The 23677-nt window shown below is 65.0% G+C and carries 23 protein-coding genes and 1 tRNA gene; 20 read left to right on the top strand and 4 right to left on the bottom strand.

Annotation, left to right across the window (positions count from 1 at the left end):
- Positions 1 to 42: 42 nt before the first annotated feature.
- Positions 43 to 2625 carry an ATP-dependent chaperone ClpB gene (gene clpB, locus ACR9Y6_RS18600; RefSeq protein WP_481282626.1) on the top strand — a complete coding sequence of 861 codons (2583 nt, stop codon included), beginning with the start codon at positions 43 to 45 and terminating at the stop codon, positions 2623 to 2625.
- Between the two features lie 238 nt (positions 2626 to 2863).
- Here the strand turns inward: clpB and ACR9Y6_RS18605 are convergent, their stop codons facing one another.
- Positions 2864 to 5290 carry a TonB-dependent receptor plug domain-containing protein gene (locus ACR9Y6_RS18605; RefSeq protein ID WP_481282761.1) on the bottom strand — a complete coding sequence of 809 codons (2427 nt, stop codon included), beginning with the start codon at positions 5288 to 5290 and terminating at the stop codon, positions 2864 to 2866.
- A gap of 458 nt (positions 5291 to 5748) precedes the next feature.
- On the opposite strand from ACR9Y6_RS18605, the gene ACR9Y6_RS18610 reads away from it, so the two are divergent.
- The 8 genes from ACR9Y6_RS18610 (at position 5749) to ACR9Y6_RS18645 (ending at position 13129) form a co-directional block, all read left to right on the top strand.
- Entirely contained in the window at positions 5749 to 6057 is a 309-nt protein-coding gene (locus ACR9Y6_RS18610; RefSeq protein ID WP_481282627.1) for an FmdB family zinc ribbon protein, read from the top strand.
- Positions 6058 to 6197: 140 nt separating this feature from the next.
- Positions 6198 to 6740: a DUF3011 domain-containing protein gene (locus ACR9Y6_RS18615; RefSeq protein ID WP_481282628.1), complete on the top strand. Its 543-nt coding sequence runs from the start codon at positions 6198 to 6200 to the stop codon at positions 6738 to 6740.
- Positions 6741 to 6838: 98 nt separating this feature from the next.
- Positions 6839 to 8611 (top strand): aspartate--tRNA ligase, encoded by a 1773-nt coding sequence (gene aspS / locus ACR9Y6_RS18620; protein ID WP_481282629.1) that lies wholly within the window; start codon positions 6839 to 6841, stop codon positions 8609 to 8611.
- Between the two features lie 14 nt (positions 8612 to 8625).
- Positions 8626 to 9252 carry an alpha/beta fold hydrolase gene (locus tag ACR9Y6_RS18625; protein ID WP_481282630.1) on the top strand — a complete coding sequence of 209 codons (627 nt, stop codon included), beginning with the start codon at positions 8626 to 8628 and terminating at the stop codon, positions 9250 to 9252.
- Between the two features lie 65 nt (positions 9253 to 9317).
- On the top strand, positions 9318 to 10067 hold the full coding sequence (locus ACR9Y6_RS18630; protein WP_481282631.1) for a YebC/PmpR family DNA-binding transcriptional regulator: 750 nt from the start codon (positions 9318 to 9320) through the stop codon (positions 10065 to 10067).
- Positions 10068 to 10110: 43 nt separating this feature from the next.
- Complete coding sequence (ruvC, locus tag ACR9Y6_RS18635) at positions 10111 to 10632, top strand: crossover junction endodeoxyribonuclease RuvC (RefSeq protein ID WP_481282632.1); 522 nt, start codon at positions 10111 to 10113, stop codon at positions 10630 to 10632.
- Positions 10629 to 11225, top strand: a complete 597-nt coding sequence (ruvA, locus tag ACR9Y6_RS18640; RefSeq protein WP_481282633.1) for a Holliday junction branch migration protein RuvA — start codon at positions 10629 to 10631, stop codon at positions 11223 to 11225. Before ruvC ends, ruvA begins: the two co-directional genes overlap by 4 nt.
- 2 nt (positions 11226 to 11227) lie before the next feature.
- Entirely contained in the window at positions 11228 to 13129 is a 1902-nt protein-coding gene (locus ACR9Y6_RS18645; RefSeq protein ID WP_481282634.1) for a potassium transporter Kup, read from the top strand.
- A 90-nt stretch (positions 13130 to 13219) separates the two neighbouring features.
- Here the strand turns inward: ACR9Y6_RS18645 and ACR9Y6_RS18650 are convergent, their stop codons facing one another.
- Positions 13220 to 14014 (bottom strand): hypothetical protein, encoded by a 795-nt coding sequence (locus ACR9Y6_RS18650; protein WP_481282635.1) that lies wholly within the window; start codon positions 14012 to 14014, stop codon positions 13220 to 13222.
- Between the two features lie 3 nt (positions 14015 to 14017).
- On the bottom strand, positions 14018 to 14377 hold the full coding sequence (locus ACR9Y6_RS18655) for a hypothetical protein (RefSeq protein WP_306849570.1): 360 nt from the start codon (positions 14375 to 14377) through the stop codon (positions 14018 to 14020).
- Positions 14378 to 14815: 438 nt separating this feature from the next.
- Between ACR9Y6_RS18655 and ACR9Y6_RS18660 the strand changes: the two genes are divergently transcribed.
- The 11 genes from ACR9Y6_RS18660 (at position 14816) to queC (ending at position 23156) form a co-directional block, all read left to right on the top strand.
- Positions 14816 to 15088: a hypothetical protein gene (locus ACR9Y6_RS18660; protein WP_481282636.1), complete on the top strand. Its 273-nt coding sequence runs from the start codon at positions 14816 to 14818 to the stop codon at positions 15086 to 15088.
- A 65-nt stretch (positions 15089 to 15153) separates the two neighbouring features.
- Entirely contained in the window at positions 15154 to 16194 is a 1041-nt protein-coding gene (gene ruvB, locus ACR9Y6_RS18665) for a Holliday junction branch migration DNA helicase RuvB (RefSeq protein ID WP_481282637.1), read from the top strand.
- Positions 16191 to 16595 (top strand): tol-pal system-associated acyl-CoA thioesterase, encoded by a 405-nt coding sequence (ybgC, locus tag ACR9Y6_RS18670; protein ID WP_481282638.1) that lies wholly within the window; start codon positions 16191 to 16193, stop codon positions 16593 to 16595. The genes ruvB and ybgC overlap by 4 nt, the downstream gene beginning before the upstream one ends.
- A gap of 32 nt (positions 16596 to 16627) precedes the next feature.
- Positions 16628 to 17311: a protein TolQ gene (gene tolQ / locus ACR9Y6_RS18675; RefSeq protein WP_306849579.1), complete on the top strand. Its 684-nt coding sequence runs from the start codon at positions 16628 to 16630 to the stop codon at positions 17309 to 17311.
- A 15-nt stretch (positions 17312 to 17326) separates the two neighbouring features.
- The gene (gene tolR / locus ACR9Y6_RS18680) at positions 17327 to 17770 is read left to right on the top strand and encodes a protein TolR (protein ID WP_306849581.1); all 444 of its coding nucleotides are present in this window, start codon (positions 17327 to 17329) and stop codon (positions 17768 to 17770) included.
- Positions 17757 to 18701: a cell envelope integrity TolA family protein gene (locus ACR9Y6_RS18685; RefSeq protein WP_481282639.1), complete on the top strand. Its 945-nt coding sequence runs from the start codon at positions 17757 to 17759 to the stop codon at positions 18699 to 18701. Before tolR ends, ACR9Y6_RS18685 begins: the two co-directional genes overlap by 14 nt.
- A 112-nt stretch (positions 18702 to 18813) precedes the next feature.
- Entirely contained in the window at positions 18814 to 20142 is a 1329-nt protein-coding gene (tolB, locus tag ACR9Y6_RS18690) for a Tol-Pal system beta propeller repeat protein TolB (RefSeq protein WP_481282640.1), read from the top strand.
- A gap of 243 nt (positions 20143 to 20385) precedes the next feature.
- Positions 20386 to 20895, top strand: a complete 510-nt coding sequence (gene pal / locus ACR9Y6_RS18695; protein ID WP_306849584.1) for a peptidoglycan-associated lipoprotein Pal — start codon at positions 20386 to 20388, stop codon at positions 20893 to 20895.
- Positions 20896 to 20898: 3 nt separating this feature from the next.
- The gene (gene ybgF / locus ACR9Y6_RS18700) at positions 20899 to 21759 is read left to right on the top strand and encodes a tol-pal system protein YbgF (protein WP_481282641.1); all 861 of its coding nucleotides are present in this window, start codon (positions 20899 to 20901) and stop codon (positions 21757 to 21759) included.
- Positions 21760 to 21763: 4 nt separating this feature from the next.
- Complete coding sequence (gene queE, locus ACR9Y6_RS18705) at positions 21764 to 22456, top strand: 7-carboxy-7-deazaguanine synthase QueE (RefSeq protein WP_426285518.1); 693 nt, start codon at positions 21764 to 21766, stop codon at positions 22454 to 22456.
- A 16-nt stretch (positions 22457 to 22472) separates the two neighbouring features.
- Positions 22473 to 23156: a 7-cyano-7-deazaguanine synthase QueC gene (queC, locus tag ACR9Y6_RS18710; RefSeq protein WP_481282642.1), complete on the top strand. Its 684-nt coding sequence runs from the start codon at positions 22473 to 22475 to the stop codon at positions 23154 to 23156.
- A gap of 424 nt (positions 23157 to 23580) precedes the next feature.
- On the opposite strand, the gene ACR9Y6_RS18715 is transcribed toward queC, so the two are convergent.
- A tRNA-Lys gene (locus tag ACR9Y6_RS18715) sits at positions 23581 to 23656 on the bottom strand.
- Positions 23657 to 23677 lie beyond the last annotated feature (21 nt).

Here is a 23677-nt window from a genome sequence, read left to right on the forward strand (position 1 = left end):
GGGAGGGCCCGGGGCGCGCCAACACCTTTGGGAGAAAACCTGATGCGAATGGACAAACTCACCTCGCGGTTCCAGCAGGCCCTGGCGGATGCCCAGTCGCTGGCCGTCGGCCGCGACAACAACATCCTCGAGCCGGTGCACGTGCTTGCGGCGCTGCTCGACCAGCAGGGCGGGTCCACCGCGCCGTTGCTCACCCAGGCGCAGGTCAACGTGCCCGCGCTGCGCCAGCGCGTGGGCGAGATCCTCGATCGCCTTCCGCGGGTCAGCGGCCAGGAAGGCAACATCAGCCTGGGCAACGACCTCAATCGCCTGTTCAACCTCACCGACAAGCTTGCACAGCAGCGTGGCGACCAGTTCATCGCCAGTGAGTTGTTCGTGCTGGCGGCGCTGGAGGATCGTGGCGAGGTCGGCGGCGCCTTGAAGGCCGCCGGCGCAACGAAGGAACGCATCGAGGCGGCCATCGACAAGCTGCGCGGCGGCGAGAAGGTGCAGTCGGAAAACGCCGAGGAACAGCGCCAGGCGCTGGAGAAGTACACCATCGACCTCACCGAGCGCGCCGAGGCCGGCAAGCTCGATCCCGTGATCGGCCGCGACGAGGAAATCCGCCGCACGATCCAGGTTTTGCAGCGGCGAACGAAGAACAACCCGGTGTTGATCGGTGAGCCTGGCGTGGGCAAGACCGCCATCGTCGAAGGCCTGGCGCAGCGCATCGTCAATGGCGAAGTGCCCGAGGGACTGCGCGACAAGCGTGTGCTCTCGCTCGACATGGGCGCGCTGATCGCCGGCGCGAAATTCCGTGGCGAATTCGAGGAGCGCCTGAAAGGCGTGCTCAACGACCTGTCCAAGCAGGAAGGCCAGGTGATCCTCTTCATCGACGAATTGCATACCATGGTCGGCGCGGGCAAGGCCGATGGCGCGATGGACGCGGGCAACATGTTGAAGCCCGCGCTGGCGCGTGGCGAACTGCACTGCATCGGTGCGACCACGCTCGACGAATACCGCAAATACGTGGAGAAGGACGCCGCCCTCGAACGCCGCTTCCAGAAGGTGTTCGTGGGCGAACCCAGCGTCGAGGACACGATCGCGATCCTGCGTGGCCTGAAGGAGCGCTACGCCGTGCACCATGGCGTGGAAATCACCGATCCGGCGATCGTCGCCGCGGCGACGCTTTCCGCCCGCTATATTCCGGACCGCCAGTTGCCCGACAAGGCCATCGACCTGATGGACGAGGCCGCGTCGCGCATCCGCATGGAAATCGATTCCAAGCCGGAGGAACTCGATCGGCTCGAACGGCGATTGATCCAGCTCAAGATCCAGCGCGAGATGCTGAAGAAAGAGCAGGACGACGAATCGAAGCAGCGCCTGGCGACGCTCGAGGCCGACATCGAGAAGCTCGACCGCGAGTTCTCCGACCTCAACGAGGTATGGAAGGCGGAGAAGGCCGCGCTGCAGGGCGCCACGAAGATCAAGGAGCAGATCGAGCAGGCTCGCCTGGAACTGGAAGCCGCCCAGCGCCGCCAGGATTACGGTGCGATGAGCGAGATCCAGTATGGCCGGCTGCCGGCGCTGGAAGCCCAGCTCGCCGCCGCGCAAAAGGCGGAGCAGCAGGACTTCACGCTCTTGCAGGACCGCGTCACCGCCGAGGAAATCGCCGAGGTGGTCGCGCGCTGGACGGGTATCCCCGTGGCGAAGATGCTCGAAGGCGAGCGCGAGAAACTCCTGCACATGGAAGATGCGCTGCATGCGCGCGTGGTCGGCCAGGATGAAGCGGTGCGTGCGGTGTCCGACGCGATCCGCCGTGCGCGGGCCGGGCTATCCGATCCCAATCGCCCGTACGGCTCGTTCCTGTTCCTGGGCCCGACGGGCGTGGGCAAGACGGAGTTGTGCAAGGCGCTGGCCGATTTCCTCTTCGATACGCAGGACGCGATGGTGCGCATCGACATGAGCGAGTTCATGGAGAAGCACTCCGTGAGCCGACTGGTCGGCGCGCCTCCGGGTTATGTCGGGTACGAAGAGGGTGGTTATCTCACCGAGGCGGTGCGTCGTCGTCCTTACAGCGTGATCCTGCTCGACGAGGTGGAGAAGGCCCACCCGGATGTCTTCAACATCCTGCTCCAGGTGCTCGACGACGGGCGGCTGACGGATGGCCAGGGCCGCACGGTGGACTTCCGCAACACGGTGATCGTGATGACCTCGAATCTCGGGTCGAACCTGATCCAGGAGCAGGCGGGCGACAGCGAGGCCGACTACCTGCAGATGAAGGCGTCGGTGTTGGGCGTGGTGCAGGCGCATTTCCGTCCTGAGTTCATCAACCGCCTGGACGACCTCGTCGTGTTCCGCCCGCTGGACAAGAAGCAGATCCGTTCGATCGCGCGGATACAGCTGGATTACCTGGCGAAACGTCTGGCCGATCGCCAGTTGTCGCTCGACCTTACGGACAAGGCGCTGGATTTGCTGGGCAGCGCGGGCTTCGACCCGGTGTACGGCGCGCGTCCGCTCAAGCGGGCCATCCAGCAGCAGCTGGAAAATCCGTTGGCGCAACGCATCCTGCAGGGTGCTTTCTCGCCCGGGCAGACCGTGCGGGTGGATTCGGACGGGAACCATCTGACGTTCGCGGCGGCCTGATATCGCCGACAGGGTCGGCTCCCACCAGGCACTCGATGCCTGGTGGGAGCCAACCCTGCTGGTGCCGGGAGCCGCCCTTATTGAAGGTGGGAGCCGACCCTGTCGGCGATGCTTCATACCTCGTGGGAGCCCACTTGCCGGCGATGCTTCGTGCTCGTGGGAGCCCACTTGCCGACGATGCCTCGCGCCTTGTGGGAGCCGACTTGTCGGCGATGCTCTCCCTCCCGCCGCCCCTCCGTCAGAACCGAAAGCCCACCTTGGCGTAGTAGTACCGCCCGTTGAACCCGAACGGTGACAGCGCCGAATATTGCAACCCGCTGAAATAATCCTCGCCGCTGTTGGTCGGCTTCACCCGCTGCGGATACTGGTTGGTGACGTTGTCCACGCCGAGGGTGAAATTCCACTGGTCGATCGTGTACCCGCCGGAAAGATTCAGCAGCCACCTTGCGGGAAAGACCTGGTCGGTCGTGGGATCGGTATTCACACGGGTTACGGAACCATAGCGGGTCAGGTCCGCGTGCGCGTTGAATCCATCGAGCGTCCAATCCGCCCCGAACAGGAATTTCGTGCGTGGCGTGGCCTTGGTCAGGATGCCCTGGCTGGAACGGCCGAACAGTTCGATCGGTCCGGATGAATTGGCCTGGAGCACGGCTGGCGTCTCGCCCACCGAGAGCACTTTCACCTTGTTGTAGTTGCCACTGGCCAACAGGTTGAACTGGCCGAACGCCGTCGTCGGGATGCGGTAGTTCAGCACGAGGTCGGCGCCGCGTGTGCGCGTGGTGGCGGAGTTGGCGAAGTACTGCACCGCGGTCACCTGCTGGCCCGGCACCACGCTGTTGAAGTACGCCGCGAGTAGCGGATCGGTGAGGCTGATGGTGTCGGAGTAGAGGATCTGGTTCCAGATGCGGATCTGGTAGATGTCGAGCGTGGCGCTGAAGTCGGCGGTCGGTTCCCACACGGCACCGATGCCGTAGTTGGCGGATTTCTCCGGTTTCAACGGTTTGGAACCGAGTGCGATGGCCGCGGGATCGGACGTGCGGTAGGTGCCGGTCTGTGCGAGCTGTCCCGTGCTGGGATCGATGATCGTCACCACCGACTGGTAGTTCTGCTGCGCGAGCGACGGTGCGCGGAACCCGTTCGAGATCGTGCCGCGCAGGGCGAACGTGGGCGTGAACTGGTAGCGCGCCGACAGCTTGCCCGAACGCGTCGAGCCCGCGTCGCTGTAGTGCTCGTAGCGGCCGGCGACACCGGCGGAAAACTTGTCCGTGACGTCGGTTTCGAGATCGACATAGGCCGCTTCGCTGTGTCGCGTGAAGCTGCCCGCGGCGGCGGGCGAGAGTCCGGGGAAGACCTGCGCGCCACCCGCGTAAGGTGTGTCGGTGCCGGGAATCAAGGTGCCCTGGTTGAAGTAGTAGGACTCAGGATCGCCCGCGTCGATCTGGTACTTCTCCTTGCGATACTCGGCGCCGAAGGCGAGGGTGAGTGGATTGGGCAGCCAGCCCACGCTGAAGTCCTTGCCGATATCGACGTTCGCCAATGCCTGCGAGTTCTTGAACGTTCCGGCGTTGAAGTACGTGGGTGATGCGCCGGTGGAGTAGAACAGGTTGGTGTTGACGCTGTTCTGCACGTCGAAGACGAGATCGTTGATGCCGTAGTTGCCCGATGCATCCCAGCGCCATCCGCCGTCCGTCACGCCCTTCACGCCGAGCACGGCGGTGGAGTCGTTGGTGTGGTTGACGATCTGCGGGAGGAAGCCGTTGGGGTAGATCTCCGGCACGTTCCGCGCGTTGGTCGCGCCGCGGTAATAGCCGTTCGAGGTGACGTCGCGGCGGCTCAGGCTGAGATAGCCGTAGAGGTCGACATTGCGCGCCAGCTCGTACTGGAAGTTGGTCAGCGCCTGATAGGTCTTCACCGCCGGATCGCCGTAACGCTGGTGGGCGACGTTGCCGTCGGCGGCTTCTTCCGGCGTGAACAGGCTCACCGGCGAGGCGCGGTTCGTGTTCATCGAGTTCTGGTAGCTCCAGGCCAGGCGCAGCCAGCCCTTCGCGTCCGCACCCTTGCCACCGAGGTCGACGCCGACCGAGCCATCGATGCCGTTGGTCTCGCCGTCGCCCTTGTCCATGATGCCGTAGTTGGCGTTGATGGAGTTCTTGCCGGGTCCCGCGCCGTGCTTCAGCACGATGTTGATGACGCCGGCGATGGCATCGGAGCCGTATTGCGCGGCGGCACCGTCGCGGAGAACCTCGATGTGGTCGATCGCCGAGATCGGGATCGAATTGAGGTCGGCCGGTGCCGCGCCGCGGCCCACGGAGTTGTTGTAGTTGACCAGGGCGGACGTGTGGTAGCGCTTGCCGTCCACGAGCACGAGCGTCGCGTCGGGCGATAGGCCGCGTAGACTGGCCGGTCGCACGGCGTCGTTGCCGTCGTTGATCGCCGGGCGCGGGAAATCGAGCGAAGGCAGCAGGCGGCCGAGGGCCGTGGCGAGATCGGTACTTCCCGTGGACGTGAGATCCTTCGGTGAAAGCACGTCGATGGGCGAGAGCGAGTTCGCCTCGGTGCGCGTGGTGCTGCGCGTGCCGGTCACCACCACCTGGTCGAGTTGCCGGGCCTCCTTGGTATCCGGCGGCGGCGCCGCGTCCTGGGCGTGACCGGGCGTCACGATCATGAGGCCGAGGGCGGGTAGCCAGAGGCTGGCCGACGGCTTGCGTCGTAGGGTCTTACCTGTCGTCATCGATGGTCCCCAAGGCGAGCTACGGCACGCGGAGCGGGAGTGCCCCGCGGACGCGGTTCAAGGCCGCGTTGGGATGACGCTATGCATGCTTGCTGCGGTGCGTCAACACATTCGTCATGAATGCGCCATCGTGGGGAAACAATGGCGTGCTAGGCCGCATTTTTACGGGCTTGGCATGGAACTGGCTTCTCCAGCCATTTTGGTGCAATGCAAAATGCCTCGGGCGCTTTCGCGGGTTGGATCGCCGACAAGGTCGGCTCCTACCAGGCCTGGGTATGAGGTATGGCGAGCTTCTGGTGGGAACCGACCCTGTCGGCGATGAGCGCCACAAGGAATTGAAAAACCGGCCCCCACCCCGATAATGCCGGCCTGATAACGAGAGACCCCGCCCCATGCCCATCTACGAATTCCAGTGCCAGGCCTGTGGCCACCGCTTCGAGCGCTTGCAGAAGATCGCCGATGCCGATCCCTCCGCCTGCCCCAGCTGCGGCGAGCCCCGGGTGGGCCGCCTGTTGAGCGCACCCCAGTTCCGCCTCGCCGGCGGTGGCTGGTACGAGACCGATTTCAAGAAGGACGGCGATAAAAAGCGGAACCTGGCCGAAGGTTCTTCCGGGGCGCCTGCCGAGGCGGCGTCTGCGCCGGCTCCCGCGCCGGCTCCCGCCGCCCCCCCTTCGGCGGACGCCAAGCCGTCCGGCGGCTGAGGCAGGGGTGCCGCCGCTCATGCGGCCGGATAGTCACCGAGGCAGGTCCTTACGCCGAGCTGGGGCGTTTTCTTACGGTCCGTTCAAACATGGTTGCGGATCCCTCCGATAATTTTGCGTCACACACATCGGAGGTAGGTATGAAACGCATCCTTGGACTGGTCGCCATGCTCGCGCTCGGCGTGGGCCTGTCATTGACTCCGCACGTGGCGCACGCCCAGCGCGGCGGCGACACGGTCAATTGCTACAGCGACAACGGACGCCGTTCCTACTGCCGGGTGCCCTGGCGCGACGCGCGCCTGGTCCGCCAGGATTCCCAGACCGCCTGCATCCGCGGCCGCACCTGGGGCATGGACCGTGGTGGCCTGTGGGTCGACGACGGTTGCCGGGGCATCTTCCAGGAAGCCGGTGGCTGGGGCGGCGGACGTCCGGGCTGGGACGACGACGGCCGTCCGGGCTGGGGTGGCGGTGGACGCCCGGGTTACGGCGGTGGCGGCCAGATCGTTTCCTGTGACAGCGAAGACAACAAGCGTGTGTTCTGCCACTGGCCGATCGGACGGGGCGCTCGCCTGGTCGAGCAGACCTCCAAGAGCGACTGCCGCGAAGGCTACACCTACGGCTTCACCCGCGATGGCATCTGGGCCGATCGTGGCTGTCGAGGCAAGTTCGACATCGGCCGCTAAGGCCTCCGCCCGCGCTTGAGAGACCCCGGCTCGTGGTACGATCCGGGGTCTTTTCCCACGCTATTGACCGCCTTTGCGGTAGCCGGAGCTTCAAGCGCATGCGCACCCATTATTGCGGACTCATCGACGAGTCGCTGATCGGCCAGGACGTCACCCTTTGCGGCTGGGTGGACACGCTTCGTCTGCAAAGCCATGTGGCCTTCGTCGACCTGCGCGACCACGAGGGCATCGCCCAGGTGGTGATCGAACGCGATAACGCGGAGGCGTTCGCCGTCGCTGGTGAACTGGGCTACGAGTTCGTCATTCGCGTCACCGGGCAGATCCGCAAGCGCCTGTCGGCCAACGACAAGCTGAAGACGGGAACGGTCGAGCTGATCGCCGACAAGGTCGAGATCCTCAACGCCGCGCGCGACCTGCCGTTCGCGCTGCACGAGTCGCCGAACGAGGACATGCGGATGACCTACCGCTACCTCGACCTGCGCCGCCCCGAGATGCAGAAGATGATGCGCACGCGCACCGCGCTGGTGCGCGAGTTGCGCCGCTATCTCGACGCCGCCGGCTTCCAGGACATCGAGACACCGATCCTCACCAAGGCCACGCCGGAAGGCGCGCGCGATTACCTGGTGCCGAGCCGCGTGCATCCGGGCCAGTTCTATGCACTGCCGCAGTCGCCGCAGCTGTTCAAGCAGATCCTGATGATGGCCGGGTTCGACCGCTATTATCAGATCGCCCGTTGCTTCCGCGACGAGGACCTGCGCGCCGACCGCCAGCCGGAGTTCACCCAGCTCGACCTCGAGTTCGCCTTCGTCGAAGAGCGCGACGTCCAGGACTTCGTCGAGAACCTGATCCGCCACGTGTTCCGTGAAGTGCGTCATGTGGAACTCGACGCCGTGTTCCCGCGCATGACGTACGAAGAGGCGATGCGCCGCTTCGGTTCCGACAAGCCCGACCTGCGCATTCCGCTGGAACTGGTCGACATCGCCGAGGCCGTGAAGCACGTCGAGTTCAAGGTCTTCTCCGGACCGGCCAACGATCCCGCCGGCCGGGTCGCCGCGTTGCGCGTGCCGGGCGCCGCCGTCCTGTCGCGCAAGGAGATCGACGGCCTCGCCGATTACGCCGCCAAGTACGGCGCGAAGGGCCTGGCCTGGTTGAAGGTCGACGACCTCGGCAAGGGCCGCGACGGCATCAATTCCCCGGTGGCGAAGTTCCTGGACGACACCGCGTTGGAGCAGGTGCTGAAACTCACCGGCGCCGCCACGGGCGACATCGTCTTCTTCGGCGCCGGCGCCTGGAAGACGGTCACCGACTTCATGGGCGCGTTGCGCATCAAGCTGGGTCGCGACCGTGGCCTGGTCGAGAACACGTGGAAGCCGCTGTGGGTCACGGATTTCCCGATGTTCGAGTACGACGAGGAGGAAAAGCGCTTCGTCGCGCTCCACCATCCGTTCACCGCGCCGAAGGTCGACGACATCGCCGACCTTCGCGCCAACGCGGCCATCGCGGTCAGCCGCGGCTACGACATGGTGCTCAACGGCAATGAAATCGGTGGCGGCTCGATCCGTATCCACCGTCCGGAAATGCAGAGCGCGGTGTTCGACCTGCTCGGCATCGGCGCGGCAGAGGCGGAAGCCAAGTTCGGCTTCCTGCTCAAGGCGCTGCGCATGGGCGCGCCGCCGCATGGCGGCCTTGCCTTCGGCATCGACCGCATCGCGGCGCTCATGGCCGGCACGGAATCGATCCGCGACGTCATCGCCTTCCCGAAGACCACCAGCGCACAGGATCTCATGACCGATGCCCCCTCGCCGGTGTCCGAGCCGCAGTTGAAGGAACTGCACGTCCGCGTCGCCGCCGCGGAGGCGCTGAAGGCCTGACCCTGAACGCGCCGATGACCCCGCCGCCGCCCGAGGTCCTGCTGTTGCATGGCCTGTGGATGCGTGGGTTCGCCATGGCGATGCTGCATCGGCGGCTGCGCGAGGAAGGTTTCCGGGTTCACCAGTTCGAGTACATGAGTGTCGCGGCGCCGCCGGAGCAGGCGATCGCACGGCTGCGCAAGCGCATCCGTGGCCTCGGTCCTGGTCCGGTACACGTCGTGGGGCACAGCCTTGGCGGCATCCTGGCCCTGCTGGCCTGCCGCGACGACGATTTGCCGGATGGCCGCATCGTCTGCCTCGGTTCCCCGCTCAACGGCAGCGGCGCCGCGCGGGGGCTCACGCATCGCTGGGGCGGCGACATGCTGCTCGGCCGCTCCAAGGAGCTGCTGGAGCATGGGTTGGACCGCTGGGACGGGTGTCGCGAGGTTGGCATGATCGCCGGGAGGATGCCGGTCGGCCTGGGCGCTTTCGTAGGCGAGCTGGGTGCCGAGCACGATGGCTCGGTGGGCGTGGAGGAAACCCGGCTGCCCGGCCTCACCGACCATTGCGTATTGGAAACCAGCCATACCGGCATGCTCGTATCGGCCGACGTCGCCCGCCAGGTGGTGGCCTTCCTGCGCGAAGGCCGGTTCGACGGTTGACCCGTCCGGAGCGCACTTCCGTTAGAATCGCGCCCTCGTCCGTCCGGTAAGTCCAGGAATCGAACATGGGTAGAGGCCCGTCCATCGAAGGTCGCAAGAACGCCGAAGACGCCAAGCGCGCCAAGGTGTTCACCAAGCTGATCCGCGAAATCACCATCGCCACGCGTGGCGGCGTGCCCGATCCCAACGGGAACCCGCGCCTGCGCGCCGCCGTCGACAAGGCGCTCGCGGCGAACATGACCAAGGACACCATCGAGCGCGCCATCAAGCGCGGCTCGGGTGCCGAGGGCGGCGCCGACATGCACGAGATCCGCTACGAAGGCTACGGGCCGGCGGGTACCGCGTTGATCATCGATTGCGTGACGGACAACCAGGTCCGCACGGTGGCCGACGTGCGCGCGGCGCTCAACAAGCTCGGCGGCAACATGGGCACCACCAATTCGGTGGCCTTCCAGTTCACCCGCGTGGGCCAGGTCGTGGTGCATACCGGCGGCGATGCCGACGTCGAATCGAAACTGGAAGAAGCGGCGATCGAGAACAACGCCGAAGACATCGTCATCGAGAACGGTGTCGGCACGGTGTTGCTGGCGTCCGATCCCATCGCCGTCGAGGCCATGCGCAAGGCGCTGGTCGCGGCTGGCTTCGAGGTCGAGAGTTCCGACGTGGTGATGCGGCCGAACGGTCCACTGGTCACGCCCAACGGCGAGGCCCTGGAACAATTCGAGAAGCTGCTCGAACGCCTGAACGCGCTCGACGACGTGGACGAGGTCTACCACAACGCCGTGCTGCCGGCCCACGACGCGGACGAGGCTTGAGGCCTTACCGGCCCCTTACCGTCTTGCGCGTAGCATCGCTGCCATGACCCGCATCCTCGGCATCGATCCGGGCAGCCAGCGTACCGGCGTCGGCGTCATCGACGTATCGGACAGCGGCGCGCTCACCCATGTATGGCATGGCGCCCTGGTGATAGGCGGGGAGGCGAGCTTCCCGCTGCGCCTGAAACGCATATTTGACGAGCTCTGCGGCATCATCGGCACGCACGGTCCGGCGGAAGCCGCGATCGAGCGCGTGTTCATGGCGCGCAATGCGGACTCGGCCCTCAAGCTCGGCCAGGCACGCGGCGCCGCCGTGTGTGCCGTGGTCAGCCAGGGAATCGTCGTGCACGAGTACGCCGCGACCGAAGTGAAACAGGCGGTGGTCGGTACCGGCCGCGCCGACAAGACCCAGGTCCAGCACATGATCGGGATCATCCTCGGCATCAAGGGGCCGCTGCAGGCGGACGCCGCCGATGCCCTGGCGATCGCCATCGCCCATGCGCATACGCGTTCCAGCCTCGAGCGCGTGGGCATCCCCCGCACGGCATGGAGACGTCGCCGATGATCGGTCGCCTGCGCGGCACCCTGGTGAGCAAGCAGCCACCGTCGCTCCTCATCGAAGTGGGAGGCGTCGGCTACGAGGTCGACGCACCCATGTCGACCATCTACGACCTGCCTGGCACGGGCAAGGAAGTGATCCTGCTCACCCATTACGCGGTGAAGGAAGACGGCGTGGCCCTCTACGGCTTCCTGCGCGAAGCCGAGCGGGCCATGTTCCGCAACCTGCTCAAGGTAAGCGGCATCGGCGCGAAGATCGCGCTGGCGGTACTGTCCGGCGTGGCCACCGACGATCTGTCGCGGCTGGTCCATGCGGGTGACGTGGTGGCCCTGACCAAGATCCCGGGCATCGGCAAGAAGACCGCCGAACGCATGGTGGTGGAACTGCGCGATCGCGTGGACGCGGTGGGCGTGCGCCTCCCGGTCAGCACGCTGGGTGAGGTCGTGCCGGCCGATCCGGTCGGCGAAGCCACCGTCGCCCTGCAACAACTCGGCTACAAGCCGGTGGAAGCATCCCGGCTCGTTCAAAAAGCCGCCGCCGAAGGCGATTCCGCCGAGGCCATCATCCGCAAGGCGCTGCGAGCGGCGCTCGGAGGTTGAGAGTGAAAACGGAAAATCCCGCCGAAGATATCCAGCACGCCCACGGCCGCCGCATCGGTGCCCTGGCGCTGGGTGCCATCGGCATCGTCTTCGGCGACATCGGCACCAGTCCGCTGTACGCCATGAAGGAGACCCTGGGCACGCACGGCATGACACCGCATCCAACGGCGGTGCTCGGCGTCCTCTCGCTGATCTTCTGGTCGCTGATCATGGTGGTGTCGCTGAAATACGTGACCTTCGTGATGCGAGCGGACAACAAGGGCGAGGGCGGCATCATGGCGCTGATGGCCCTGGCCCAGCGCAGCGTCAGCGGCTCGCCAAGGGCCCGCTGGGTGCTGGCGGCGATCGGCATCTTCGGTGCCTCGCTGTTCTATGGCGATGGTGTCATCACACCGGCGATCTCGGTGCTGTCGGCCGTCGAAGGCCTGGAAATCGCCGCGCCCCAGCTCGACACCTACGTGCTGCCCATCTGCCTGGTCATCATCATCATCCTCTTCGCGGTGCAGCGGCACGGCACCAATTTCGTCGGCAAGGCCTTCGCGCCGGTGATGGTGGTCTGGTTCCTGGTGCTCGCCGGGCTGGGCCTGCGCCAGCTCGTCGCCCATCCCCAGGTGCTGGTCGCACTGAACCCGTGGTACGCGGTGACGTTCTTCCTCGAGCACGGCAAGCAGGCCTTCATCGCCCTGGGTGGCGTGGTGCTGGCGCTGACCGGCGCGGAAGCCCTGTATGCGGACATGGGACACTTCGGCAAGAAGCCGATCCGCCTGGCCTGGTTCGCCTTCGTGCTGCCGGCGCTGTTGATCAACTATTTCGGGCAGGGCGCGCTGCTGCTGCACGACCAGACGGCGATCGAAAACCCGTTCTACAAGATGGTGCCGGAAGACTGGCTCTATCCCATGGTCGCGCTGTCGACGATGTCCGCCATCATCGCCTCGCAGGCGGTGATCTCCGGCGCCTTCTCGATGACCCGCGAGGCGATGTCGCTGGGTTACTCGCCGCGCATGGCGGTGGTACATACCTCGCACGAGATGTCCGGGCAGATCTTCGTGCCCTGGGTGAACCGCCTGTTGCTGGTGCTGGTCTTCCTGGCCGTGATCGGCTTCCGGTCGTCGAACAACCTCGGCGCGGCATACGGCATCGCCGTGACCGGCACGATGACGATGACGACCTTGCTGGCACTGGTCGTCGCCCGCCGCCGCTGGCATTGGCACTGGTCGGCCGTCATCACCGTGGGCGTGATCTTCCTGATCGTCGATATCTCGTTCTTCGGCGCCAACGCGCTGAAGATCGCCCATGGCGGCTGGTTCCCGCTGGTGCTGGGCGTGGTGATCTTCACCATGATGACGACGTGGCGGCGGGGCAGGGAGCTGGTGGTCCGCGAGATCAAGCAATCCGGCCTGGCCCTCGAACCCTTCGTCGCCAATATCGCCGATCACCCGCCGCTCATCGTTCCTGGCACCGCCGTGTTCCTCACGGCGAACCAGAACTCGGTGCCGCACGCCATGCTGCACAACCTGAAGCACAACAAGGTGCTGCACGAGCGCAACGTCCTGCTGACGGTGGAAATGCTCGAGACGCCCGTGGCGGATTACGAAGAGCGCATGGAAGTGATCGAGTACGGCAACGGCTTCTATGGGCTGCAGCTGCGCTACGGTTTCGCCGAAGACCCGAACATCCCGCTGTCGCTATCCCGCGCGAGTACGCTGGGCCTCGACTTCGACATGATGGACACCACGTTCTTCCTGTCGCGCGAAACCATCGTGGCCGACGTCCGTCGACCCGGCATGGCGTTGTGGCGAGACAAGCTGTTCGCCTTCCTCGCGCGCAACGCGATGCCTGCGACGGCGTTCTTCCAGATCCCGGGCAACCGGTTGATCGAGTTGGGCGCGCAGGTGGAGATTTGACGTTCGGCCGCGAACGTGTCGCCGGGGCCGACTTGATGGGCGGCGCCAGCATGGCGCCGCTATTTCATCACCACATTGGCTTGCGAAGAATCAAGTCTCGATAAGGTTGCGCGCAATCTCGAGTAGCCTGGCCTGATTTGCTTCATGGGCCTCGGGGTGCAGGGGTTGCAGGCGCATCGAATAGATCTTGCGCTCGTTGACCCATCCGACGGTCACCAGTGTGCGTCCTGATGCATCGCGTGCGGTCTTGGTTGTGCCTGATTGTCCATTGACGTCGATGTTCATCCACTCCCGAATCAGAGTGACGGACTCGTTGCCGGCTGCGTGATCCGTTTCATTGAGCACGATGAGGCCGAGGCCGGGCACTTCAAATGTCCGGGCAAGACCGGTCCATTTCCCATTGACGTAGCTTCCGCCAAGACGGACTTCCATCAGCGTCGCTGACGACAGTTCAGACGTTCCCAATTCTGCGGGATTGACCAGAAGATCCTTCCGGACATCGTTCAACGAACGAAAAGCCCTGTCGTGCCTGGGCATTTTCCCACGTTCAGTTGCCGCGGCTTTCATTCGGCTCCGCACGTCTACAACCTCGCCGGCTTCCGCCGAATAGAACCCCCGGCTTCTCTGCTGTTCGATCTGTTTGCGCTCTATCTCGGCCTGGTCGGGTGTGCTCCATGATTCGCTGAGAGGCACGACATGAAGTCCAGGAGCGGTATTGACCTTGCTGATGTCGACTCCCTGCTCAAGGGTCTGTTGAACCTGTGCTCTCGAAAGCGCTGGTAGCCTCACGTCGCGGGACGTATCGGCAGTTCCATGCGCCATCGTCGCAAATCCGGCAACGCAAACCAGCGGCAAAGTGACGTATCGAATTTTTTTGTGAGTCATTTTTCACCACTCCCCCAGGTTACAGTCTGTCGCGATGGTCTGCTGGTAGCGTCTGAGTCCAAATTCGTCGACGAAGAGGTGTGTTCCCGTCACGGTGTTTTTGGAAGAGTCGAAACGGTCGCCTGCGTACGATCGCCAGGTGTACGCCTTCGGTGCCGAGCGCGTGTGGCCGCCTACGGCGCCGAAGCCCACATGCGTACTGAACGTCGTCATCCAATGGCTATCCAGGTTTGGCCTGTCGTATGTGACGGATTCGTTGATCACGCCGGCGACACAATTCGCCCGGCTGATCGATTTGATAAGCGCGTTCGCGTCAGTCGCTGTAACAGCGAGGACGGCGGCGGTCACTATCTGAGCCTTCATGCATGCTCCTTCAAGGTGCTGCCCGAATGGGCTTCAGCAAATTAAAGGCACGACCGGCGGAGGTGCAGTCGATCCTGCCCACCACGACTTGTAGGCCCACGCTGCTGGCGATAGCGTTCTTCCAGATCCCCAGGAGACTGTTGTTGAGCCCGAGCGCGGGTCGAGATCTTCGGCCTGCACGTCCCGCGGAATCGCTCTGAGAATGGCACCCGACGCCGCCCCTCCGAACGACGCGGTGGGTTGTCGGGCGAGCTGGACATCGGGTAAGTCTCGGAAATGCCTGCGGCCCCTAACGTTACCTTCCGTTGGGAAACGTAAGGAGCTTATGTACTGCGAGGGCGTGCCCGCAATTCGTCAAGGAGGTTGCGGCTCGTGGAGGCTACAACAGGTGGCGGACTTCTCGATGGTCGGTGGACAGGCGTCTCACGATCCTGGGAAGTGGCTGGCCTGGGCTATGTTCAGTTGGAGGAATCCGAATATCGCGAGAGTGGTGGTTCGATCACTCTCATCAAAGAATGGGTCAATGCGGATGTCGACGGCAGTCCAGGGTCCGTCCAGACAAAGCGGGAGCGCCGTGGTAATACTCTCGTTTCGCTCGATTGGGTCACGGACAATACGGCTTTCCGTCTGGATCTTCAGCCCCTCGATCCCAATGCGGTGAAGGCGAACGAAGAGGCCTTGCTGGCTCTTGCGCGCAGCTTGGGCGGCTGACGGTGGAATCGGGTGCGGGATGGCCCTAGGGCTGCCCCGCACCCAAGACCTGCCATAATGCGCCCATGTCCGAGCACCGCATCATTTCCTCCGCCGCCGCCATGGACGACGAGGCGCTGGAAGCCAGCATCCGTCCGAAGCGCCTGGCCGAATATCTCGGCCAGCAGACGGTGCGCGAACAGATGTCCATCTATATCGAGGCCGCGCGGCGTCGGGGCGGGGCGCTGGATCACGTCCTGATCTTCGGGCCACCCGGCCTGGGCAAGACCACGCTCTCGCACGTCATCGCCAACGAACTGGGCGTCAACGTGCGCTCCACCTCGGGCCCGGTTTTGGAGCGGGCGGGCGACCTGGCCGCTCTGCTCACCAACCTGGAAGCCAACGACGTCCTCTTCGTGGACGAGATCCACCGCCTTTCACCCGTGGTGGAGGAAGTGCTCTACCCGGCGATGGAAGACTTCCAGATCGACATCATGATCGGCGAAGGGCCGGCCGCCCGGTCGATCAAGCTCGACCTGCCGCCTTTCACGCTGATCGGCGCGACGACCCGGGCAGGCTTGCTCACCGGTCCGCTGCGCGACCGTTTCGGTATCATCCAGCGCCTGGAGTTCTATAGCGTCGACGAGCTGACGGCGATCGTCCGTCGCGCCGCCCGGATCTTCAATATCGACTGCGAGCTGGACGGTGCCATCGAGATCGCCCGCCGCTCGCGCGGCACCCCGCGTATCGCCAACCGGCTGTTGCGCCGGGTACGCGATTTCGCCGAGGTGCGTGGCGATGGCCGGATCACCCATGAGCTGGCCCGCGCGGCCACCGATATGCTCAAGGTGGACGCGGAGGGTTTCGACGACCTCGACCGGCGGTTGCTCAGCACGATCATCGAGAGCTTCGACGGCGGTCCGGTCGGGGTGGAGTCGCTGGCGGCCGCGCTCAGCGAGGATCGCGGCACCCTCGAGGACGTGGTCGAACCCTACCTGATCCAGCAGGGCTACCTGATCCGCACCGCCCGTGGCCGCATGGCCTCGGCCAAGGCCTGGCGGCACCTCGGGCTGACCCCGCCGCCGCGCCAGGCGGCCACCCCGGACCTGTTCCCGGGCGACGCATGAACCCGTTCCGCTGGCCCGTCCGCATCTACTGGGAAGACACCGACGCCGGTGGCGTGGTGTATCACGCCAACTACGTCCGCTTCATGGAGCGGGCCCGGACGGAATGGCTGCGCGCCCAGGGCATCGACCAGGTCGCCCTGCGTGAGGCGACCGGGCTCGGCTTCGTGGTCCGCGACATGCACCTGGATTTCCATCGGCCGGCCCGTCTGGATGATGAACTCCTGGTGACGGTAGCGATCAAAGAACGCCGTTCAGCCAGTATGCTGTTCGATCAGGAGATCGTGCGGGGGGATATGCCGCTGGTGCGCGCCAAGGTGCGTGCCGCGTGCGTGAACCTCGACACGATGCGTCCGGCACAGATCCCGGCAGATCTGTTTCCCCCCGAATTCCCCTTTACCTAAGCCCCAGATACCCGGCGGAGAGCCTTCAAGCGATGAACGGTGGACTGAACATTTTCAAGCTGGTCTCGGAAGCGAGCCTGCCCGTGCAACTGGTGATGCTCCTCTTGCTGGTGTTCTCGTTCCTGTCGTGGGTGATCATCATCCGCAAGTACAGCCAGCTGAAGACCGCCCACGACAATGCCGAGACCTTCGAGGACCGCTTCTGGTCCGGCGCCGACCTGGCGGCCCTGTTCCGTGAGGTGGGCAACCGCGACGGGCAGCACGGCATCGAGAACGTCTTCGAGGCCGGCTTCCGCGAGTTCGCCCGCCAGCGCCAGCGCCGCGTGACCGACTCCAACCGCGTGATGGAAGGCGCCGAGCGCGCCATGCGCGTGGCCGGCACCCGCGAGATCGGCAAGCTGGAGCAGAACCTCGAGTTCCTGGCCAACGTCGGTTCGATCAGCCCCTACGTGGGCCTGTTCGGCACGGTGTGGGGCATCATGGGCGCCTTCCAGGGCCTGGGCGAGATGAAGGACGTGACCATCTCGGTCGTCGCCCCGCACATTTCCGAGGCGCTGATCGCCACCGCCATGGGCCTGTTCGCGGCGATTCCGGCCGTGTGGGCGTACAACCGCTACGCCAACAAGGTGGAGCGCATCGCATCGCGGTACGAGGTATTCCAGGAAGAGTTCTCGTCCGTGCTGCAGCGTCAGATCCACTCCGACGAAACGGTCTGAGCCGGAACGATGGCCATGCGCAACGTCTACCGCCGGCACAAGCGGAAGCTGAAATCCGAGATCAACGTCGTGCCCTACATCGACGTGATGCTCGTGTTGCTGATCATCTTCATGGTCACCACGCCCATGATGAACCTCGGCGTGGACATCCAGCTTCCGCAGACCAACGCCAAGTCCCTGCAGGACAAGAAAGATCCGATCGTGGTGTCGGTCGACGAGGCCGGCCAGATCTACCTGACCGCCAACGGCGCCAAGCGCGAGCCGGTGAGCGCCGACGAGTTCAGGACCAAGATCACGGCCTTCCATAACGCCAACCCGGAACTCCAGGTCCTGGTCGCAGGCGACCAGCGCGTGGGCTATGGCAAGGTCTATTCGATCCTCCCGATCCTCCAGGAGGCCGGCGTCTCCAAGATCGGCCTGATGAGCCAGCCGCAGTCGGCGCAGAATGGAAAACCGTAACGGTACGCCCCGCGCGGTCTTCCTCGCCGCGCTCCTGCACATCGGTATCGTGGCCTTCCTGGGCCTCGCGGTCATTCCGTGCTCGGACTACGAGAAGTGGGCCGAGGCCCTGGGCGTGCCCGCGGAATGGAACCCGTTGAAATGCCCGGCTCCGCTGGAACTGCCCGGCCAGATCATCGAGGCCACCCTCGTCGGCCCCACGGGTAGCCCACCGCCCAAGGCCACCAAGGTGAAGCCGACCCCGGACACGACACCGCCGCCTCCGGTGGTGCCGACGCCGCCTCCGCCGCAACCGGAGAAGCCCAAGGTCGAGACCCTTCCGCCGCCGCCGAAGCAGCCCGACCTGAAGGACCAGGAAAAGGTCGTCGACGACGCCGTGCAGAAGGCCGAGGACGCCAAGCGCCTGCAGGAGGAAAAGCAGCGCCAGCGCCAGGCCGAGCTCGACGCCGAGCAGGAGCAGAAGAAGAAAGAGAAGCAGAAGGAGATCGACGAGATCTTCAAGCAGCTCGACGCGGCCAAGGCGCAGACCAAGAAGGCCGACACCACGAAAAAGCAGGCCGAGCAGCAATTGAAGGACTTGCAGAACGCCAAGGACGATGGCCTGCCGGACCTGCCGTCCGCGGATCAGAAGCAATCGGGTACCAACGGCAGCGACACCGGCAAGCTGGGCCAGTACCTGGCCGCGATCCAGAACACGGTGACGAGTAACTGGCTGCGCCCGGACAACATGCCCAACGCGTCCTGCCAGGTGCACATCGTCCAGGTACCCGGTGGCCAGGTGCTGAGCGCCAAGGTCGATTCCAGCTGCCCCTACGATGCCGCTGGCCGGGCATCCATCGAAAATGCCGTGCTGCGCGCCCAGCCGTTGCCCTACCAGGGTTTCGAGGACGTGTTCCAGCGCAACCTAACGTTCACGTTCAGGCCGCAATGATGTAGCGCGCCCCGTCCCGGCGTAGGCCCGGACGGATCGGTTCAGAATCCGGTCACGCAGCAGGTGACCTTCGCGTTAACATTTCGCCGCCGTCCCCCATTCCCAGGTCGCAATGAATCCGCCCATGCGCAGAACGCTTTCCCGCCTCGCCATCCTCCTGGTCGCGCTCACCGCCTTCGTGGCCGGTCCGGCCGCCGCCCAGTCGCTCAACGTGGACATCGTCGGCGGCCTGAAGACGGCGACGCCCATCGCGGTCGTCCCCTTCGCCCAGGCGGGGGGAGCGCCGTTGCCGACGGACGTGGCCGACGTCATCCGGGCCGACTTCAACCGGTCCGGCAAATTCCGCTCGCTGGACAAGGCCGACATCGTCGAGACCCCGTCGCAGGGTTCGGACATCAAGTTCGCGACCTGGCGCCTGCTCAAGCAGGATTTCCTGACCATCGGCCGGATCAACGACGCCGGCGGCGGCATGCTCAAGGTCGAATACGAGCTGTGGGACGTCAACAAGCAGCAGAGCCTGCTGGCCCAGTCCTTCACCGCTCCGGCGGGTGACCTTCGCGGCGTCGCCCACCAGATCGCCGACCAGATCTACGAAAAGGTCACCGGTGTCCGTGGCGCCTTCTGGACGCGCATCGCGTACATCACCGCGGTCGGTACCGGCAACAACACCACCTACTCGCTGATCGTGGCCGACTCCGACGGCTACAACCCGCAGGTCGTGGCCCGTTCGCGCGAGTCGCTGCTTTCCCCCGCCTGGTCGCCGGACGGCAGCAAGATCGCCTATGTCTCGTTCGAGAGCGGTAATTCGGCCGTGTATGTGCAAAACATCTCCACCGGATCGCGTAGCCTGATCGCCTCGCACCCGCGCGGCATCAACAGCGCCCCGGCCTGGTCGCCGGACGGCAGCAAGCTGGCGGTCAGCCTGTCCTACGTAGGCAACCCGGAGATCTTCGTCATCGATGTCGCCAGCCGTACCGAAACCCGCGTGACGAACAACTTCGCCATCGATACCGAGCCGACCTTCACCCCCGACGGCCAGAGCATCATTTTCACCTCCGACCGCTCGGGCAAGCCGCAGCTCTACCAGATGTCCGCTTCGGGCGGTGCCGCCCAGCGCGTCACCTTCCAGGGCGGCTTCAACGCCAGTGCCTCGGTGAGCTACGACGGCAAGCAGATTGCGATGGTGCAGGGCAACGGGAACGTGTATCGTATCGCCATCATGGACCGTAGCCTGGGTGGGCAGGTGCGTTTCGTTTCCCCGGGTAACGTGGACGATTCGCCCAGCTTCGCGCCCAACGCCAGCATGCTGCTCTATGCGGCGTCGCAAGGTACTCGCGGCGTCCTGTATGCGGTTTCGGCAGACGGTCTGGTGCGCCAGCGCCTCGTCCTCTCGGACGGTGACGTGCGCGAACCGTCCTGGGGACCCTATCGACAGCGCTGATGGCGCGCCCTCGCGGGCGGCGACATTGGCAACGTCCAGGGAAGGGTGCGGCCTTGCCGCACCTTTTCTGCGGACGGAAGGTTTACCGGTGGCCGCCTCGCGCGGTCGCCGGAACGAAGACGCCGGGTGCGGGACAGCGCCCCGTCGACGTAGATGTAAGTAGAAAAACAGCCGGACAACCGGCGGTGCCTGTCCCGAAACCGAAAACCGACTGTCGGAACTCAACTGTTGAAGGAACGTCCCATGAATAAGACCGTTACCGTCACCCTGGCTGCCCTGCTGTGCGTGGGCGCGGCCGCCTGCTCCAAGAAGAACACCAAGCCGGCTCCGATGCCGGAACAGCAGCCGGTCGCCACCAGCACGGCTCCCACCAGCGACGGCAAGTACCAGCCGTCCGATCTCGACACCGACGCTTGCCTGCGTCAGCGCGTCGTGTACTTCGACTTCGACAAGAACGACGTCAAGCCGGAGTTCCAGCAGATCATCGCCTGCCACGCCAAGTACCTGCAGGACCGTCCGCAGTCGGCCATGACCCTCGAGGGCAACACCGACGAGCGCGGTACGCGTGAGTACAACCTGGGCCTCGGCGAGCGCCGTGGCAATGCCGTCTCCAGCGCCCTCCAGGCCGCTGGCGGTTCGGCTGGCCAGGTCAACGTGACCAGCTACGGCAAGGAAAAGCCGACCTGCCGCGAGCACAACGAAGACTGCTGGGCCAAGAACCGTCGCGTCGAGATCGTCTACACCGCGAAGTAAGTAATGAAGAAGACTCTGGCTACCAGCACCATGGCCAGGCTTGGCGTGGCGGGCGCGATTGCGTCCGCCACGCTTTTTGCCGTTCCAGCCATCGCCCAGGACACCCGCCTCAGCCTCGCCGACCGCGTGTCGCGGCTCGAGCAGCAGTCGCAGGGGCAGGCCGGTACGGTCTCCCTGGTGAACCAGGTCAACGATCTGCAGCAACAGCTGTCCCAGCTGCAAGGCCAGATCGAGGAACTGCAACACCAGAACCAGCAACTCCAGGAATCCCAGAAGGCACAGTACGCGGACCTCGATTCGCGGCTGGGTCGTCTCGAAAAAGGTGGGGCGCCGCAGGGCCAGCAGCCCGCCGCCTCGGCTACCACGCCCTCCGCGCCCGCTTCGGCGGCGATCGCACCGGCCGCCGCGCAAGCCACGCAGGCCGCGGCAGCGGCCCCTGGCGCTTCCGCCGCGCCGCAGGGCCAGCCGCCCAGCAGCGACCAGCAGGCCGCTTACGACGCCGCCTTCAAGTCGTTGCGCGCCGGCGACTACGTCACCGCTTCGCGCGGTTTCCGCGACTTCCTCGTGAAGTATCCGGATAGCCCGCTCGCTCCGAACGCCTACTACTGGCTGGGCGAGTCGTACTACGTGACCATGAACTACCCGGTGGCCATCGAGGCCTTCCAGCGCCTGGTCAAGCAGTATCCGCAGAGCGACAAGGTCTCCGATGGCCTGCTCAAGGTCGGTTACTGCCAGATCGAGCTGAAGCAGCAGGACGCCGCGATCGCCACGCTGAAGCAGGTCTCAGCCAAGTATCCGGGCACCAAGGCCGCCGGCCTCGCACAGGAACGCCTGCGCCGCCTGCAGCGCCAGACGGCCAACTGATCCCATGAACGGTAGCACCGCAACTCCGGCGGACGCCCCGCCGGCCGCGCCCGTCGCGGAGCGCCTGCGGATCACCGAGATCTTCCACTCCGTGCAGGGCGAGGCCGACGCCATTGGCTGGCCGACGGTCTTCGTACGCCTCACCGGTTGTCCCTTGCGCTGTGTCTGGTGCGATACCGAGTACTCGTTCCACGGCGGCCAGTGGCATGACATCGATGCCATCCTCGCCGAGGTCGCCAGCCATGGCGCGCACCATGTCTGCGTGACCGGCGGCGAACCACTGGCGCAGAAGCGCTGCCTGATCCTGTTGCGCAAGCTCTGCGACGCGGGTTACGAGGTCTCCCTGGAAACGTCCGGCGCGCTCGACGTGTCCCAGGTCGATCCCCGCGTGCGCAAGGTCATGGACCTCAAGGCGCCGGATTCGGGCGAAAGCGCGCGAAACCTCTGGTCGAACCTAGACCACCTGCTTGCCCACGACCAGGTGAAGTTCGTTATCGCCAGCCGTGCCGATTTCGAGTGGGCGCGCGACGTCGTGCGCGAGCACGCGCTCGATCGCAAGGCGATGGTCCTGTTCTCACCCGTGTGGTCGAAGGTCGAGCCGCGCGAACTCGCCGAGTGGATCCTCGCCGAACGCCTGCCGGTGCGTTTCCAGTTGCAGTTGCACAAGCTGCTCTGGAACGATGCCGCGGGCCACTGAACTTCCAGGTAATGTCATGAACGCTTCGAACGCTTCCCGCAAGGCCGTCATCCTCGTTTCCGGCGGCATGGACTCGGCCGTTACGATCGCCATGGCGCGCGAGCAGGGCTTCGAGGTGTATGCGTTGAGTGTCGCCTACGGCCAACGTCATAGCTCCGAGTTGGAAGCATCCGAACGCGTCGCGAAGATGCTCGGCGCGGTGGTGCACAAGACCGTGCATGTTGATCTGCGCAGCATCGGTGGCTCCGCCCTCACGGCGGACATCGACGTGCCGGAGGATGGGGGCGAAGGCATTCCGGTCACCTATGTGCCGGCGCGCAACACGATCATGCTGTCGATCGCACTTGGTTGGGCCGAGGTGCTGGGATCGAACGACATCTTCTGTGGTGTCAACGCGGTGGATTACTCGGGCTATCCCGATTGCCGCCCCGCGTTCATCGAGGCGTTCCAGTCGCTCGCCAATGTCGCCACCAAGGCCGGCGTGGAAGGCGCGGGGATACGCATCCATGCGCCCTTGATGCAGATGGGCAAGGGTGACATCGTGCGCGAAGGCATGCGCCTGGGCGTGGATTTCTCCGCCACCGTGAGCTGTTACCAGGCCGATGCCGAAGGCCGTGCCTGTGGACATTGCGATGCCTGCCGCCTGCGCGCCGAGGGTTTCGCGAAGGCCGGCGTGCCGGATCCCACGTATTACGCGTAAGCCTTTCTTTCAGCCCGCTGCGCGTAGCAGGGGCGAGAGGTACTGCTGCACGATCCACCAGAAACCGCCCATCATGGCGACCAGCACGGCCACGGCTCCACCGAGCACCCCACGCCTTCGTGGCCGTGTGCGCCATGCGCTCTTCGAGTACGGCGACCCGGCAGGCCAACTCGCGTACTTCCGATTTCGTTGAAAGATGCCTCATGCGTTCCGAGAGCATGTACAGCATGTCTCGCACCGAACGGCCGCCGTGTTCCAGGGCGATGGCCGGTAGGTCGCCTGTATCGGTGCGTATGTTCATCATCGTGTCCCTCGATCTTCGGTGATGGAGGGAGGCTACCCTAATGAACCGTGCCAGGACTTGAGAAAAAAGCCCAATCGTCGTCAGTGAATGACGCTTTGCGCGTCGATGAGCATGGGCGAATGGTGGGTCGTGCCGGATTCGAACCGGCGACCTACGGATTAAAAGTCCGCTGCTCTACCAACTGAGCTAACGACCCACACGCGGGAACCGGCAAGTT

The sequence above is a fragment of the Luteibacter sp. TLI7-4A genome, assembly GCF_056754745.1.

Excerpts from the sequence above, each read along its gene's own strand:
- ACR9Y6_RS18655 (WP_306849570.1), bottom strand. The coding sequence starts at position 14,377 with ATGAAGGCTCAGATAGTGACCGCCGCCGTCCTCGCTGTTACAGCGACT.
- ybgC (WP_481282638.1), top strand. The coding sequence starts at position 16,191 with ATGAACCCGTTCCGCTGGCCCGTCCGCATCTACTGGGAAGACACCGAC.
- ACR9Y6_RS18650 (WP_481282635.1), bottom strand. The coding sequence starts at position 14,014 with ATGACTCACAAAAAAATTCGATACGTCACTTTGCCGCTGGTTTGCGTT.
- tolQ (WP_306849579.1), top strand. The coding sequence starts at position 16,628 with ATGAACGGTGGACTGAACATTTTCAAGCTGGTCTCGGAAGCGAGCCTG.
- tolB (WP_481282640.1), top strand. The coding sequence starts at position 18,814 with ATGAATCCGCCCATGCGCAGAACGCTTTCCCGCCTCGCCATCCTCCTG.
- ACR9Y6_RS18630 (WP_481282631.1), top strand. The coding sequence starts at position 9,318 with ATGGGTAGAGGCCCGTCCATCGAAGGTCGCAAGAACGCCGAAGACGCC.
- ruvB (WP_481282637.1), top strand. The coding sequence starts at position 15,154 with ATGTCCGAGCACCGCATCATTTCCTCCGCCGCCGCCATGGACGACGAG.
- pal (WP_306849584.1), top strand. The coding sequence starts at position 20,386 with ATGAATAAGACCGTTACCGTCACCCTGGCTGCCCTGCTGTGCGTGGGC.
- ACR9Y6_RS18615 (WP_481282628.1), top strand. The coding sequence starts at position 6,198 with ATGAAACGCATCCTTGGACTGGTCGCCATGCTCGCGCTCGGCGTGGGC.
- queC (WP_481282642.1), top strand. The coding sequence starts at position 22,473 with ATGAACGCTTCGAACGCTTCCCGCAAGGCCGTCATCCTCGTTTCCGGC.
- ybgF (WP_481282641.1), top strand. The coding sequence starts at position 20,899 with ATGAAGAAGACTCTGGCTACCAGCACCATGGCCAGGCTTGGCGTGGCG.
- tolR (WP_306849581.1), top strand. The coding sequence starts at position 17,327 with ATGCGCAACGTCTACCGCCGGCACAAGCGGAAGCTGAAATCCGAGATC.
- queE (WP_426285518.1), top strand. The coding sequence starts at position 21,764 with ATGAACGGTAGCACCGCAACTCCGGCGGACGCCCCGCCGGCCGCGCCC.
- ACR9Y6_RS18610 (WP_481282627.1), top strand. The coding sequence starts at position 5,749 with ATGCCCATCTACGAATTCCAGTGCCAGGCCTGTGGCCACCGCTTCGAG.
- ACR9Y6_RS18685 (WP_481282639.1), top strand. The coding sequence starts at position 17,757 with ATGGAAAACCGTAACGGTACGCCCCGCGCGGTCTTCCTCGCCGCGCTC.
- ruvC (WP_481282632.1), top strand. The coding sequence starts at position 10,111 with ATGACCCGCATCCTCGGCATCGATCCGGGCAGCCAGCGTACCGGCGTC.
- ACR9Y6_RS18625 (WP_481282630.1), top strand. The coding sequence starts at position 8,626 with ATGACCCCGCCGCCGCCCGAGGTCCTGCTGTTGCATGGCCTGTGGATG.
- ACR9Y6_RS18605 (WP_481282761.1), bottom strand. The coding sequence starts at position 5,290 with ATGATCGTGACGCCCGGTCACGCCCAGGACGCGGCGCCGCCGCCGGAT.
- clpB (WP_481282626.1), top strand. The coding sequence starts at position 43 with ATGCGAATGGACAAACTCACCTCGCGGTTCCAGCAGGCCCTGGCGGAT.
- aspS (WP_481282629.1), top strand. The coding sequence starts at position 6,839 with ATGCGCACCCATTATTGCGGACTCATCGACGAGTCGCTGATCGGCCAG.
- ruvA (WP_481282633.1), top strand. The coding sequence starts at position 10,629 with ATGATCGGTCGCCTGCGCGGCACCCTGGTGAGCAAGCAGCCACCGTCG.